The sequence below is a fragment of the Metapseudomonas cellulosilytica genome (genome assembly GCF_049334135.1).
Lineage (GTDB): Bacteria > Pseudomonadota > Gammaproteobacteria > Pseudomonadales > Pseudomonadaceae > Metapseudomonas.
On record NZ_JBHZGN010000034.1, the window covers coordinates 1 to 16,189 of the forward strand.

6 protein-coding genes are annotated in these 16,189 nt (G+C 63.0%); 5 read left to right on the forward strand and 1 reads right to left on the reverse strand.

Going from position 1 to position 16,189, the window contains the following annotated elements; all coding sequences use genetic code 11:
* The 4 genes from ACFW0H_RS27710 to ACFW0H_RS27725 form a co-directional block, all read left to right on the forward strand.
* A partial coding sequence (locus ACFW0H_RS27710) for a M10 family metallopeptidase C-terminal domain-containing protein (protein WP_422917060.1) occupies window positions 1–380 on the forward strand: 380 nt, incomplete at its 5' end.
* A 175-nt stretch (window positions 381–555) separates the two neighbouring features.
* Entirely contained in the window at window positions 556–1,236 is a 681-nt protein-coding gene (locus ACFW0H_RS27715) for a response regulator (RefSeq protein WP_422917061.1), read from the forward strand.
* Between the two features lie 331 nt (window positions 1,237–1,567).
* Entirely contained in the window at window positions 1,568–2,641 is a 1,074-nt protein-coding gene (locus ACFW0H_RS27720) for a sigma-54 interaction domain-containing protein (protein WP_422917062.1), read from the forward strand.
* Window positions 2,642–3,401: 760 nt separating this feature from the next.
* Window positions 3,402–13,958 (forward strand): peroxidase family protein, encoded by a 10,557-nt coding sequence (locus ACFW0H_RS27725; protein WP_422917063.1) that lies wholly within the window; start codon window positions 3,402–3,404, stop codon window positions 13,956–13,958.
* Window positions 13,959–14,191: 233 nt separating this feature from the next.
* Here ACFW0H_RS27725 and ACFW0H_RS27730 read toward each other — a convergent pair whose 3' ends face one another.
* Window positions 14,192–15,700: a sensor histidine kinase gene (locus tag ACFW0H_RS27730; RefSeq protein ID WP_422917064.1), complete on the reverse strand. Its 1,509-nt coding sequence runs from the start codon at window positions 15,698–15,700 to the stop codon at window positions 14,192–14,194.
* 69 nt (window positions 15,701–15,769) lie between these two features.
* On the opposite strand from ACFW0H_RS27730, the gene ACFW0H_RS27735 reads away from it, so the two are divergent.
* Window positions 15,770–16,183: a hypothetical protein gene (locus tag ACFW0H_RS27735; RefSeq protein WP_422917065.1), complete on the forward strand. Its 414-nt coding sequence runs from the start codon at window positions 15,770–15,772 to the stop codon at window positions 16,181–16,183.
* Window positions 16,184–16,189 lie beyond the last annotated feature (6 nt).

Below are 16,189 nucleotides of genomic sequence, written 5' to 3' on the forward strand. Positions count from 1 at the left end.
AAGGGCTGTTCTTCGGCGGTGCCGGCAACTTCGACGTGGGCATGGGCAACGCCCTGGACAACACCATCGCCGGTGGTGCGGGCAGTGATGCGTTGTTCGGCATGGGCGGCAATGACTTGCTGATCGGTGGCGGCGGCAACGACATCTTCGTGTTCGGTGCGGGCTTCGGTCACGACACCATCGCCGACTTCACCGTCGGCCAGGACCGGTTGAACATCGAGAACCTGGGCATCACCGCGGCCAACTTCGCGGCCAACGCGAGCATCGTCGCCGTGGCGGGCGGTACCCAGGTCAACTTCGCCGGCGCCGACAGCATCACCCTGATAGGGGTGGCCGACCCCAACAGCGTCAACCTGGGTGACTTCATCCTGGCGAGCTGAGGAGGCCCTTGCCATTGCGTTGAGTTGAAGAAGGTCCGGAAGGTGTGGGGCATTTGCCCGACACCTTCCGGTTCAGCGGAGGACGGGCAATGAGTCCCTCCGCCACGTCTGGTTGTGGGGTCCAAGACAAGTGTCTGGACGGGGATGAATGGCGAAACTTCACGCGGAGCCTGTTATGAGTTCGATGATCCGGATTGGCATCGTTGACGACCATCCGCTGTTGAGGGATGGGGTCGCGATGGCGTTGAGCAAGATTGCCGACTTCCAGGTGGTCGAGCAGGGTGAGTCGGCCGATGACGCCGTGGCAATCGCGGCGCGATTCGCGCCGAATGTGCTGTTGATGGATGTGAACATGCCTGGTAGCAGTTTTGCGGCGGCGCGGGCCATCACCGAGGCTTCACCGGCGGTGAAGATCCTGATGCTGACGGTGTCCGAGTCCGTCGAGGATGCCTATGCGGCGTTCGAGGCGGGCGCCCAGGGCTATGCATTGAAAGGCATCAGTGGGCGCGAGCTGGTCAACGCCATCAGAAACGTTGCCGAGGGTGAGTCCTTCATCACCCCCAAGCTGGCCAGCAAGCTGCTGGGCAATTTCAGGAAGCAGGCGGGTGACAAGCAACGGGTCGAACTGAGCCATCGCGAAGAACAGGTGATTCGGGAGGTGTCGAAGGGGCTGACCAATCGCGAAGTGGCCATCAAGCTCGAGCTGAGCGAGAAGACCATCAAGTACTACATGACCAATGTCATGTACAAGTTGCACGCCCGTAACCGCACGGAGGCGGTCATCGCGGCGAAGCGGCATCTGGAGCGTGAGCAGATCTCCAGCCTTTGTGGCGCGCTTGCCGGCCGGCAGACGTGAATCGGGTGACCTGGATTTGCGCGAGCCGCTCGTCCCGACCCGACTATCGGATCCCGGATTGCGCCCTGAGTATGCAGCGGGACGGAGCAGGGGGGCGTAGCAAGGCGCAAGGTGTGCCGGATCAGTGCAGTTCGGCACTTTTCGCAGGGTTATCGCTGGTCGATTGGCATCAGTTGTGCTGATGGGGGTGTTGCTGTGGCAAGGCTTCTGTCGACCGCGTGGATTGCCTGCGTTGTGCTTAATGGAATAAGTAAATATCAATTAATAATTTTTTTATCTATATAGGTTTCCGGCATGATCTTCCTGCGCTTTCGGATGCCAGGAATGCACCATGTCTCTGCTTACCCTCCCCAATGCCCGCGAACTGACCAAGTCCGTGCGGGCCACCGTGCTGGTGTTCAAGGACCCTGCGTCCCAGGAACTGCTCAACCGCATCGAGCGCCTGGCCCCCAGCGAGGCCAATGCGCTGGTCATGGGCGAGACCGGAACCGGCAAGGAACTGGTGGCCCGACATATCCACAACCTCAGCCGGCGCGCGCACGGCCCCTTCGTGGCGGTGAACTGCGGCGCCTTCGCCGAGACGCTGGTGGAGAGCGAGCTGTTCGGTCATGAGAAGGGCGCCTTCACCGGCGCCACCAGCAGCAAGGCCGGCTGGTTCGAGGCGGCCAACGGCGGCACGCTGTTCCTCGACGAGATCGGCGACCTGCCGCTGAACATGCAGGTCAAGTTGCTGCGTGTGTTGCAGGAGCGGGAAGTGGTGCGCTTGGGTTCGCGCACACCGATTCCCATCGACGTGCGCCTGGTGGCTGCGACCAACGTGAATCTGGCGGACGCCGTGATCGCCGGGCATTTCCGCGAGGACCTCTTCTATCGGCTGCACGTGGCCAACATCAATCTGCCGCCACTGCGTGACCGCAAGGGTGACATCCTGCCCCTGGCCGAGTTCTTCCTCGGTGAGCATTGCCGGCGTCTCGGCTACACCCCGGCATCCCTGAGCGCGGACGCCGAGCGCAAACTGCTGGCCCACAGCTGGCCGGGCAATATCCGCGAACTGGAGAATGCCATCCACCACGCGCTGCTGGTGTGCCGCAACCGCCAGGTCCAGCCCGGCGATCTGAATCTGGTGGAGCTGCGCCTGGTGGCAGCGCGTCAGGATCTGCCACTCCAGAGCGCACGGCCTACCGACCTGCAAACGGCTCTGCAGGCCCTGTTCGAACAGAACGGGCCGGATCTCTACGAGCGGATCGAAGAACAGGTATTCCGCAGTGCCTACCGCTTCTGCCATGGCAACCAATTGCAGACGGCTCGTCTGCTGGGTATCAGCCGTAACATCGTGCGTGCGCGCCTGGAGAAGATCGGCGAGCTGGAAGCACCCTCCCGCAGCCCGACCGTCCGGTTGGCCTGACTGCCTCGCGCCCGGCTCCCGGCCGGGCTTGCCCCTCTCCCGATGTGCTGGCACTGGCCGGTATATTCGGCAAAAGACGGTTTTTTGACTGACGAAAATCGTTGATTTTGCACGTCGCCACCCGGCTCTTCCGGGCGGTGGCAAACAGCGGATTAACGGGGGCTTCCTGCGTGGAAGGCTCTATCTCGGGCTTTTCAGCCATTGGTGATGGACCCTAAAGGGGGTGGAAGTGGCCCCGAAGTGCCCCCATTATCATCTTTGTAAGTGTTTGTTTCTTGAGAATTGTCTTAAAAATCAAATACTTATTATGACAAATAGATAAAAAATGACCGCTACGACGGGTGCTTGACAGTGTTTTGGGCCGAATCTTTAGTCAGGTCTGTAAGAAATTGTTTCGTAGTGCGGACAGCTGCATCGTGAGGGCGCTGCAGCCTTAGCCGGGAAACAAACAGAGCTAGGGAGAACGTCATGAGCACTGCTTCGCAAATCGCGTTGCCGGGGGCGATTCCGCCCATTCCACGGCATCTCGCCGAATTTCACGGTCCACCAGGCCGATGACCCCGGCGCCGGCGCCAATCCGCCGACGCTATCAGGGATAGAACCTCCTGCTGAAGAGCGTGAATCGCGCTAGCACCAGCGTCGCTTCAAGGTAGGTGTCATCTAGTCCCCCAAATCCCGAAGTCAAGTCGAAAGCGTGGAGCCCTGTCCTTGCTGCCATGGCGCACGCCCTTACGCAGTCGGAATTGAGGAATCAGCAAAAATGGCAAACTTCAACCTGTCGGACCTGGATTTCATTCTTCAGCAGATTCTCATCGCCGAAGCCCATGCGGCCGGCCAGAATCTCCGTGACCTGCTGCCCAACGTGCAGGTGCCCTGGGGACTGCGCACCATCGATGGTTCCTTCAACAACCTGGTGATCGGGCAGAGCGAATTCGGTGCGGCGGACAACATTTTCCCGCGCCTGCTCGATCCGGTGTTCCGCACGGCGGATGCCGGCACCTCCTACGCGCAGACCAGCGGCACGGTGATCGACGCCCAGCCGCGGATCATCAGCAACCTGATCGTCGACTTCACCGCCAACAACCCGGCCGCGGTGGCCGCCGCCGCGCAGACCCCGGGTTCCACTACCGTGGCGAGCCCCGGTCTCGACGGGATATTCGGTACGGGGGATGACACCACCACCTTGTTCATCCCCAACGTGGCGCCGGATGCCGGGCTGTCAGCACCGTTCAACGCCTGGATGACCTTCTTCGGGCAGTTCTTCGACCACGGCCTGGACCTGGTGACCAAGGGCGGCAACGACATCGTGTTCATTCCGCTGCAGGCGGACGACCCGCGCTTCGTGGCGGGCAGCGCGACCAATTTCATGGTGGTGACCCGCGCCACCCAGTTCGGCGGACCGGGCCTGAACCAGAACACCACCTCGCCCTTCGTCGATCAGAACCAGACCTATACGTCCCACCCCTCGCACCAGGTGTTCCTGCGCGCCTACGAAATCGGTCCGGATGGCCATCCCCATGCCACCGGCAAACTGATCGTGAACCGTGACCTGGGCGCTGATCTCCAGTTCGGTACCGGCGACGACACCGTGACAGGCGGCATGGCCACCTGGGCGGTGGTCAAGGCCCAGGCCCGCGACATCCTCGGGATCGACCTGACCGACGCCAATGTGTTCGACGTGCCGCTGCTGGCCACCGATGCCTACGGCAACTTCATCAAAGGGCCCAACGGCTTCCCGCAAGTGGTGATGAAGGGGCCCGACGGCCTCGCCGGCACCGCCGACGACTTCCTCGTGGAAGGCAACCCGGCGGCACCCATCGACCTGACCAACGCGGTTGGCACCGGGCACCAGTTCCTCATCGACATCGCCCACAGCGCCGATCCCACCGGTGGGCTGGTGGCCGATGCCGACAACGTCATCGGCGATGACGGCAATCCGGCGACCTACGACAACGAATTGCTGGATGCGCACTACATCGCCGGCGACGGCCGGGTCAACGAGAACATCGGCCTGACCACCGTGCACCATGTGTTCCACTCCGAGCACAACCGCCTGGTCGAGCTGACCAAGAGCACACTGCTGGCCAGCAACGATGTGGCCGTCATCAACCCGTGGCTGCTGGTCCCGATAGCCAGCATTCCTGCCGATCTCGGCACCCTGCAATGGAATGGCGAGCGCCTGTTCCAGGCTGCCAAGTTCGGCACCGAGATGCAGTACCAGCACCTGGTGTTCGAGGAGTTCGCCCGCACCATCCAGCCGCAGGTGGACGAGTTCCTCGCGCCCACGGGCTATGACACCACCATCGATCCGTCGATCGTCGCCGAATTCGCCCATACGGTTTATCGCTTCGGCCATTCGATGCTGCTGGAAACCGTGGATCGCTTCGATCCCGCCTTCAATCCGGTCACCGCCGACCCGCTGCACCCGACCAACGCCCAGCAGATGGGCCTGATCTCCGCCTTCCTCAACCCGCTGGCCTTCGACGCCAGCGGCACGACTCCGGAGGACGCGGCCGGCACCATCGTTCGCGGGCTGACGCGCCAGGTCGGCAACGAGATCGACGAGTTCGTGACCGAGGCCCTGCGCAACAACCTGGTGGGGCTGCCGCTTGACCTGGCGGCCATCAACATCGCCCGGGGCCGCGACGCCGGTGTACCTTCGCTGAACGCCGCGCGCCGCGAGTTCTATCGCATGACCGGCGACGAGCAACTGACCCCATACACCAGTTGGGTGGATTTCGCCGGCCATCTGAAGCACGTGGAGTCGCTGATCAACTTCATCGCGGCCTATGGCACTCATACCAGCATCACCGGCGCCACGACCCTGGCCGCCAAGCGCCTGGCTGCCATGGAACTGGTGCTGGGGACCGATCAGAACGCCGATGGCCTGGTAGCCACCGACCGCCTGGACTTCCTCAACAGCACCAATGCCTGGGCCAGCGCTGCCGATGGCGTGACCACTACCGGCCTGGATGCGGTCGATTTCTGGATCGGCGGCCTGGCTGAAGAGAAGATGCCCTTCGGCGGCATGCTGGGCTCCACCTTCAACTTCGTCTTCGAGACCCAGTTGGAGGCGCTGCAGAACGGCGACCGCTTCTACTACCTGTCGCGTACCGCGGGGATGAACTTCGGCACCGAGCTGGAGAACAACTCTTTCGCCAAGCTGGTGATGAACAACACCGACGCCGTGCATCTGGCGAACGCGATCTTCTCCACCCCGACCTGGAACCTCGAGGTCGACCCGACCAAGCAGTTCAACCAGGCGGTGATTGCCGGCCCCGATGGTCTCGTCGGTACCCCCGACGACCTGCTCGGCAACGCCGACCCAACTGGTGGCACCACGATCAGTAGCGCGACCGGCACGGTGGAGTTCATCCCGCTGGTGATCCGCGACAACCCCGATACGGCCGGCCCGGACACCAACTTCCTGCACTACACCGGTGAGGACCATGTGGTCCTCGGCGGCACCGCCGGCAACGACATCATCATCTCCGGCGACGGCGACGACACGCTGTACGGCGATGAAGGCAACGACCAACTGGAAGGCGGCTACGGCAACGACACCGTGATGGGCGGCGCCGGCGACGACATCCTCAACGATGCCGGGGGCGACAACCGCATGGAAGGTGGCGCCGGCAACGACGTCATCCATGTCGGCAACATGATGGCTGGCGGCGCCGGCAACCTGATCCTCGGCGGCGACGGCAAGGACTTCATCGTCACCATCGAAGACATGTCCACCACCTTCGGTGGCCAGGGCGACGACTTCATCTACAGCGCCAAGACCAGCCTGCCGCCTACCGGCAACGAGGGTGACGACTGGATCGAGTGGGGCACCCAGGATGGCGCGCCGGGGGACAACTTCGCCCCCCTGCTGGCCGACAACGTGGTGGGTAATGACGTCTTCATCGGCGGTGGCGGCTTCGACGAGATGATCGGCGAGGGCGGCGACGACATCTTCGTCGGCAGTGATGCCCAGGACAAGATGGACGGCATGTCCGGCTATGACTGGGTCACCTACAAGAACGACCGGATCGGTGTGACCGTCGACCTGGCCCTGGCGGCCTTCCTCGGCATTGGTGAGGTGGGCGACCACATCGCCTTCCCGGTGGCGCAATCGCCGGCTTCGATCTTCGACCGTTTCGCCGAGGTGGAAGGCCTCTCGGGTTCGGACTTCGCCGATATCCTGCGCGGCGACGACGTGGACCCGGCCACCATCGTCAACCACGGCGGTGCCACCGGCAGCGCGCTGTCCAACTTCGGCCTGATCAGCGGCCTGCGGGACTTCGTCGGCGCAGCCGTGACCCTGGGCGTCGGGCCGGATGGCATAGCCGGAACGGCGGACGACGCCATCCCGGTCTTCCTCGGCGGCAACATCATCCTCGGCGGCAGCGGCAGCGACATCATCGAAGGCCGCGGCGGCGACGACCTGATCGATGGCGACCGCTGGATCAACGTGCGCATCAGCATCCGCGACGACGCCGGCGTCGAGATCGGCACTGCCGACAGCATGATCGGCGTGATCCAGAACAAGACTGGCGCGCTGGCGGGTACCGCGGCCAACCTGACCCTGATGTCCGCCGTGCTCAGCGGCACCATCAACCCCGGCCAACTGGTGGCTGTGCGTGAGATGCTGACAGGGACCGCGGCCTTCGACACGGCCAACTACCGCGGTTCCAGCGCCGACTACGACGTCGTCGCCAATGCCGACGGTTCCTTCACCGTGACCGACAATGTGCTTGATCGTGACGGCACGGACCGGCTGACCAACATCGAGCGCCTGCAGTTCGCCGACGGGGCCATGGTCCTGGTTCCGGGGCTGAACGCCGAGCCGGTGGGCGCGCTGACCATCAGCGATACCAATGGCGGGGCGCTGGAGGTCGGCGACTTCCTCACCGTGTCGAGCGCGGGCGTGACCGATGCCGACAACCCTGGCGGCACCATCACCGACGTGAACTTCGTCTGGCAGGTCGAGCGCATAGCCGGCTCCGGTGTGTTCGAGGACATCATCGCCGCGCCGGCGGGTGACCTCGCCTTCATGAGCGCCAACGGCACGCGCTTCCGCATCACGCCGGATCTGTCCGGGCTCTCGCTGCGCGTGAAAGGCGTCTATGCCGATGCCAACGGCACCACCGAGCAGATCTTCTCGGTAGCCACCGGCCCCGTGGCGGCTTTTGTCGCACCGGCGCCGACCTTCACCCCCGATCCGGGACCGGGGGTCGCGCAAAGCGGGCCGGGCATCCAGCTGGTGCGTTCGGACCTGAACTTCATCCTCGACCAGATCCGCATCGCCGAGGCCCATGCCGCCGGTGCCGACCTGCTGTCCCTGGTGCCCAACGTGCGCGCCTCGGCCGGCCTGCGCACGGTCACCGGTGAATTCAACAACCTGCTGGAGTTCTCCGGCTTCGACCAGAGCCAGTTCGGCGCCGCCGACAACCTCTTCCCGCGGCTGCTGCCCGGGGAGTTCCGTCCCGCCGAAGGGGGGACAACCTACGACTCGGCCACCGATGTGCTCGACTCCCAGCCGCGCACCATCTCCAACCTGATCGTCGATCAGACCGCCAACAACCCGGCGGCGCTGGCGACGGCGTTCGATCCTGGCCTGGATGGTCTCCTCGGCACGGCTGACGATGTGCTGAAGGACGGTGTGCAGGTGGTCACCGGAACCCGCACCGACGGCTCGACGTTCGAGACCTTCTTCTTCGCCAACGAAAAACCGGATGCCGGCCTGTCGGCGCCGTTCAACGCCTGGATGACCTTCTTCGGGCAGTTCTTCGACCATGGCCTGGACCTGGTCACCAAGGGTGGCAGTGGCACCGTGTTCATGCCGTTGAACGCGGATGACCCGCGCTTCGTTGCCGGCAGCCCGACCAACTTCATGGTCCTGACCCGGGCTACTCAGTTCGCCGGTCCCGGGGCAGACGGCATTCTCGGCACCGCGGACGATACGCGGGAGACGCAGAACACCACCTCGCCCTTCGTCGACCAGAACCAGACCTACAGCTCGCACCCGTCGCACCAGGTGTTCCTGCGCGCCTATACGCTCAATGCCGCTGGTGATCCGGTGGCCACCGGCAAGCTGATCACCAACCGCGACCTGGGCGCCGATGGCGTGTTCGGCACCACCGACGACCGCGAGATCGGTGGCATGGCCACCTGGGCGGTGGTCAAGGCCCAGGCTCGTGACATCCTGGGGATCAACCTCACCGATGCCGATTTCGACAACGTGCCGCTGCTGGCCACCGATGCCTACGGCAACTTTGTTCGCGACCCCATCACCGGGTTCCCGCAAGTGGTGAAGGTGGGACCGGATGGACTGCCGGGCACAGCTGACGATGTGCTGGAGTCGGGTACTCCGTCGGCACCTGTGGATCTGACCGATGCCGTGCGCACCGGCCACCAGTTCCTCATCGACATCGCGCATACCGCCGTTCCGGTCGACAGCCAGACCGGCTTGGCGCTCACCCCGGATGCGGACAATGTCATTGGCGGCACACCTGCGCCCGGCACCTACGACAACGAGTTGCTGGACGCGCACTACATGGCCGGCGACGGCCGGGTCAACGAGAACATCGGCCTGACCGCGGTGCACGCGATCTTCCACTCCGAGCACAACCGCCTGGTCGAGCAGACCAAGTCCACTGTGCTGGCCAGCAATGACGTCGCGTTCCTTAACGAATGGTTGCTGACCCCGGTGGAGATCTTCCCCACAGGGGCCGCGGTCGACACTCTGCAGTGGAATGGCGAGCGGCTGTTCCAGACCGCCAAGTTCGGCACCGAGATGCAGTACCAGCACCTGGTGTTCGAGGAGTTCGCGCGGACCATCCAGCCCAACGTCGACCCGTTCTTCGCGCCGACCCAGGTCTATGACGTCAACCTCGATCCCTCGATCGTCGCCGAGTTCGCCCACACGGTTTACCGTTTCGGCCACTCGATGCTGACCGAGACGGTCGATCGCTTCGATGCCAACTTCAACGTCGTCGATGGCGATCCGCTTGCCGCGGGCAATCAGCAGATCGGCCTGATCCAGGCCTTCCTCAACCCCCTGGCCTACGAGGCCAGCGGCCTGACACCCGAAGAAGCCACCGGCGCCATCGTTCGCGGTTTGACCCGCGAGGTCGGCAACCAGATCGACGAGTTCGTCACCGAGGCGCTGCGCAACAACCTGGTGGGCCTGCCACTCGACCTGCCGGCGCTGAACATCGCCCGGGGCCGTGATGCCGGGGTTCCGTCCCTCAACCATGCCCGTGCGCAGTTCTACGAGGCTACGGGGGACAGCAACCTGAAGGCGTACACCAGCTGGGCCGATTTCGCGATGCACCTCAAGCATGCGGAGTCGCTGATCAACTTCATCGCGGCCTATGGCACCCATGCCACCATCACCGCGGCCACCACCCTGGCCGACAAGCGCGCGGCGGCAACCGCCATCGTCCTTGGCGGGGCTGGTGCGCCCGCCGACCGCGTGGCCTTCCTCAATGGTCCGGCGGCCACCACCGGCCTGGATTCGGTGGACTTCTGGATCGGCGGCCTGGCCGAGAAGGTCACGCCCTTCGGCGGCATGCTGGGTTCGACCTTCAACTTCGTGTTCGAGAACCAGTTGGAGAAACTGCAGGACGGTGACCGCTTCTACTACCTGGAGCGCACCGCCGGCATGAACTTCAATGCCGAGCTGGAAGGCAACAGCTTCGCCAAGCTGATCATGGCCAACTCCAGTGCGACCCACCTGCCGGCCATTGTGTTCAATACGCCGACCTGGACACTGGAGGTCGATCCGACCAAGCAGCACACCGGCCTGAACGATCCGGGCCCGGATCTTATCCAGGGCACCCTGGACGACGTGGTAGGACCCGACGGCATCGCCGGCAACTCCGACCCGCTGGGCGACAACCCGCTGCTGCCGCTGGTGGTGCGCGACAACCCGGCGACGGCAGGGGCTGACACCAACTACCTGCGGTACACCGGTGAAGACCACGTCGTGCTCGGTGGTTCGGCCAACGCGGACATCCTGCGCTCCGGCGATGGCGACGACACCCTCTACGGCGACGGCGGCAACGACCGGCTCGACGGTGGCTACGGCAACGACTTCATCAATGGTGGCAACGACGACGACATCATCACGGACCTGGGTGGTGACGACAACATCAAGGGTGAGAACGGCAACGACGTGATCCAGGGCGGCAATGGCGTCAACCTGATCCTCGGCGGCTTCGGCAACGACTTCATCATTACCGGCGAAGACGCCAGCGAAGCCTTCGGCGGCCAGGGCAACGACTTCATCCTGGGCTCGAAGGCCAACGAACAGGACATGGGCAACGAAGGTGACGACTGGATCGAGGCCGGTACGTCCGACGGCGCCCCCGGCGATAACTTCGATCCTGCCGGTAACGACCCGATCGCCGGCAACGACATCTACGTCGGCAGTGGCGAGAACGACAAGTTCAACGGCGAAGGTGGTGACGACATCATGGTCGGCAGCACCGGCCAGGGCGACCGCTATATAGGTAGCTCCGGCTACGACTGGGCGACCTTCAAGAACGACCGCATGGGCGTCACCATCGACATCAGCGACCGTTTCTTCGACCAGCCGGTGCAACCCGGCTCCGGGGCTTCGGTGCTGGCTCGCTTCGACTTCGTCGAAGGGCTGTCGGGTTCGGCCTTCAATGACGTCCTGAGTGGCGACGATTCCGACGCCGCCTCGCTGGCGGTGGCCGGGGCCAAGGGCAGCGTGCTGACCAACATGGGGCTGATCTCCGGCCTGCAGGCCTACCTCAACGAGGTGCTCTCGACCGCAGCGGTGCCCGCGGTGACCTTCTTCGATGGTGGCAACATCATCCTCGGCGGCAGTGGCAGCGACATCATCGAAGGTCGTGGCGGCAATGACGTGATCGACGGCGACAAGTGGCTGAACGTGCGCATCAGCGTACGCACCAACCCCCTCGACCCGACCACCGAGATCGACAGCGCCGACAGCATGACCACCCTGGTGCAATCCATGGTCTCGGGCCGCTACAACGCCGGAATGCTGGTGGCCGTCAGAGAGATCGTGCAGGGCGACGACTCCATCGACACGGCGGTGTACAGCGGCAGGATGGGCGACTATGACGTGATCATCAACGACCGTGGCACGGTCGACCAGCACGATGACATCGTCACCGTCAGGGATACCAACGGTATAGACGGCACGGACACCCTGACCGGCATCGAGCAGCTGCAGTTCGCCGACGGCAGCATGCTCCTGGTTCCGGATCGCAATGCCGCGCCGGTCGGCCTGGTGACCGTCAATGATCCCACGCCGGATGTGGGGTCGCTGATGGAGGCCTTCATCGACGGTGTCACCGACGCCGACAACCCCGGCGGCGTGACCGGCCCGGTGTCCTACTACTGGCAGGCCGAAACCGCCGCGGGCAGCGGTGTGTTCGAGGACATCACCTTCGTGGCGGCGGGCGAGGTGTCCCGCGCCACCGGCAAGACCTTCCGCCTCACCGCGGAACAACTGGGCCTGGTCCTGCGGGTCAAGGCGATCTACCGGGACGGCCACGGCGTGCTGGAAACGGTGTTCTCCGCTCCCACACTGGCAGTCGCGCCGGCGGCCAATGACCTGCCCACCGGTGCGCCGGTGATCAGCGACACTACGCCCTTCAGCGGCCAGGCGCTGCTAGCGAGTCGTGGGACCATCGCCGATGCGGATGGCCTGACCTCCGCGACCTTCAGCTTCCGCTGGCAATCGTCGAGCGATGGCGGGGCGACCTTCACCGACATCCCCGGCGCGAACTCGGTGAGTTTCACCCCGGGCGATGGGGAGGTCGGCCGGCAACTGCGGGTGGTGGCGACCTTCACCGATGATGGTGGCACTACCGAGACCGCCACTTCCGCTGCCACCGGGGTGGTGGGCGTCTCCCTCACTGGCACCGACCTTGGTGAAACCCTGGCGGGAAGCCTCGGCTCCGACCTGCTCAACGGCATGGGCGGCAGCGACCTGCTGATCGGCGGGCTTGCCGACGACACCCTCAACGGCGGTGCCGGCAACGACATCATGTTGGGCGGTGGCGGCAACGACACCATGACCGGCGGTGTCGGTGACGACATCTACGAGATCACCGAGGCCGGCGATGTGGTGGTGGAACTGCCGGGCGAAGGCCATGACACGATATCGACCTCGCTGAGCAGCTTCACCCTGGCCGACAACTTCGAGGGCCTGTTCTACGGTGGTAGCGGCAACTTCAACGGTACCGGCAACGCCGCGGACAACGTGCTGGTGGGCAACGGCGGCAACGACGTGCTGAACGGTGCCGGCGGCAACGACACCATGGCCGGCGGCGCGGGCAACGACACCTATGCCGTTGCCGAGGCGGGCGACCTGGTGATCGAGCTGCCCGGTGGTGGCGTGGACACGGTGCAGACCTCGCTGGCCAGCTACGTGCTCGGCGCCAACCTCGAGAACCTGACCTACGTCGGCACGGGCGACTTCAGCGGTATCGGCAACGCGCTGGCCAACGTGATGATTGGCGGCAGCGGCAATGACCTGCTGATCGGTGGCGGCGGCGCCGACACCATGAGCGGCGGCCTGGGCGACGATATCTACGAAGTGACCGACGCTGGGGATGGGGTGAACGAACTGGCCGGCGAGGGTCATGACACGGTGTCGACCTCGCTGAACAGCTACACCCTGGGTGCCAACCTCGAAGGGCTGTTCTTCGGCGGTAGCGGCAACTTCACCGGTATCGGCAACGAGCTCGAGAACGCCATCGTCGGCGGTGCGGGGAACGACACGCTGATCGGCAAAGGTGGGGCGGACGTGATGGCCGGCGGCCAGGGCAACGACATCTACGAAGTCACCGAGTTCGGCGACATCGTGCTCGAACTCGCTGGCGCCGGCACCGACTCGGTGTCGACCTCGCTGTCGGTGTACGAGCTGGGGGCGAACCTCGAAGGGCTGTTCTTCGGCGGTGCCGGCAACTTCGACGTGGGCATGGGCAACGCCCTGAACAACACCATCGTCGGTGGTGCGGGCCAGGATGCCCTGTTCGGCATGGGCGGCGACGACTACCTGGTCGGTGGCGGCGGTAACGATATCTTCGTGTTCGGTGCGGGCTTCGGCCACGACACCATCGCGGACTTCGATACCAACCCGGTGGGTGGAGTGGACCGGCTGAACGTCGAGAACCTGGGGATCACCGCGGCCAACTTCGCGGCCAACGTGAACATCCACGCGGTGGCGGCCGGCACGGAGATCAACATCGGCGCCGACAGCATCACCCTGGTGGGTGTGGCTGATCCCAACAGCGTGACCCTGGCGGACTTCATCCTGGCAAGCTGAGGAGGCCCTTGCCATTGCGTTGAGCTGAAAGTCCGGAAGGTGTGGGGCATTTGCCCCACACCTTCCGGTTCAGCTGTCTGGACAGGAGTAAACATCCACGTTCGTAGAACGTGGACTTGCGTTTTCCCCTATAAGGGTGCAGAGCCTACCTGCGCATCTTGGGCACAACTTCTGCACTTGCCCCACCGTAGGATGCGCCACGCGCACCGATCACGGGTTCCCCCTGCACCTCATCAGATCCTGAATTGCGCCCTGGCCCGGGTTCCGGCATGGGGTGCTGATTCAATGTTGAACGAGCCGCCCAGGGATTCGACGCGATAACGCATGCCGACAAGGCCCAGGTGAGTCCGGCCCCGGCCTGGCACGTTCGGTTTCTCGGTCGAAATACCCTCTCCGGCATCTTCCACTTGTACTTCCAGCAATCCTTCGCGGTAAGAGGCACTGAGTTTCTGGCCCTTTCCTCCGGCGTGAATATAGGCATTGCTCAGCGCTTCCTGGGCGAAGCGATAGATACAGATCTTGTGCGATACCGGCACATCTCCCGGAAGAGCATCGAGTTCCAGGTCGACTCTTGTCTCGGTCCGCTCCTCATGCCGCGCAGCAAGCAGAACCAGCGCTTCGTGCAGGGTCAGGTCGTTGACTTCCGGAAGTGCCAGGCCGAGGGAAATTTCACGTACTTCGTTCAATGCGTCCTGACCCGCGCGCCTGATCATATCGAGAACCTCCCGACTCGAACCATTATCCGAATCTTCGAGTTCCTCGAGACGAAGGAGAATAAGTGACAGCAATTGCGCCGGACCATCATGCAGGTCCGCCCCGATACGGCGCAGGGTAAGTTCGTTGATCCTGGCGTATTCACGGTTGGCTGCATCGACCTTGCGTTGAAGGGTGGCATTGTTCGAGTGCAGTCTGGCTTGCTCCTGCATCCTTGAGCGGAGTGCTGTTTCCTGCTCCTTGATTATCTTGTCTCCCCGGCGGACGATGAAGAACAGCAGGAGAAGCATGGAAAGGGTTGCCGCTCCGACAATCGTCCATACCTTGACGCGAACCTTGTTTATTTCCCGATGTAGCGCCTCGGCCGTTTCGTAGAACTCGCCAATGGCAATTATTCTTCCTGTGCCCGCTTCGCGAAGTGGCGCATATATTTCATAAAGAGGGGAACTCAGGCTTCGCTCGAAAGCATCCTCGATATTGCCGCCGGCGGCGTCATCGATTTCATCGTCCAGTGCCGTAACTGTCCTGCCGGTCAAGGCCTGCTCAAGCTCAATTGTCGGAAAGCTCCTCTGGATCAAGGACTTGTTTGTGCTGTAGATGATGGTTCCGTCCGGCAGCCAGACCTTCACCGAGATGACATGGGTGCTCAGGGAAGTTTCCGATAGAAGTTTATCGATGGCCTGGATGGTTTCGTCGGGTAGTGTTCTGGAAGTGGTCAATCCCTGGACGAAGGGTTCGAGAAAGTTCTCCATATAGCGCGCCCCGGTTTCAGCCGCGGCCTGAACCGTTGCGTCTTCGATGCTCTGGCTGACGAGATTGCCAACGAACGTCATGGTCAGGCCGAGAATGAGTGCCGCGCAGAGAATGAATTGGGTGGAGCGGCTCAAGTGGCGCAGTTTTCCCCGGTTTCCCAACGTTTCAGATAAACCCGCGCCAGACGTTTGGCCAACGTCGGATTCGACCAAGGTCGAGTCCGATTCAATGACCAAAGTCTCATCAATTGGCTGGTCTTTTGTCTCTGTACTCATTCGGAGAGCACCTCTTTACTCAATATTGAGTGTATGACCTTCGTTCATATCTGGTTTCGGGAGGCTGCGATGAATGACTTTCATGGCTTCTCGTCAAATATGAACAAGTGCAATCCTGGCGGGCAAGAAACGGAACATCCTGCTTGCAGTATGGCCGGTCATGCACTTGCAGTGCTGTCATCCAATTGTCCAGTCGCCGAGGTTGGAAATGCTCGCACACTGGGTATTCAGGCAAAGTTCCATCTGCTTGAAACCATTGTCATTGACGTTCTCCCGTACTCCCTCCAGTACAACAGTGTGCGAGCTACTTCCAAACATAAACAAACTTGCGATTCCAGTTATTTCATGAGTCGGCTGCTGGATACGTGGAATCAATCTTCCGGACCTCTTGGGCAATTCGTGGTCGGCGCCAGTTTTCTCAGGGATGAAAGGCTCGGTGCACAAGCCAGATGGGCGCAGAGCCGTATCAACATCACCAGTTAAGCATCG

Excerpts from the sequence above, each read along its gene's own strand:
- ACFW0H_RS27735 (WP_422917065.1), top strand. The coding sequence starts at position 15,770 with ATGAATGACTTTCATGGCTTCTCGTCAAATATGAACAAGTGCAATCCT.
- ACFW0H_RS27720 (WP_422917062.1), top strand. The coding sequence starts at position 1,568 with ATGTCTCTGCTTACCCTCCCCAATGCCCGCGAACTGACCAAGTCCGTG.
- ACFW0H_RS27725 (WP_422917063.1), top strand. The coding sequence starts at position 3,402 with ATGGCAAACTTCAACCTGTCGGACCTGGATTTCATTCTTCAGCAGATT.
- ACFW0H_RS27715 (WP_422917061.1), top strand. The coding sequence starts at position 556 with ATGAGTTCGATGATCCGGATTGGCATCGTTGACGACCATCCGCTGTTG.
- ACFW0H_RS27730 (WP_422917064.1), bottom strand. The coding sequence starts at position 15,700 with ATGAGTACAGAGACAAAAGACCAGCCAATTGATGAGACTTTGGTCATT.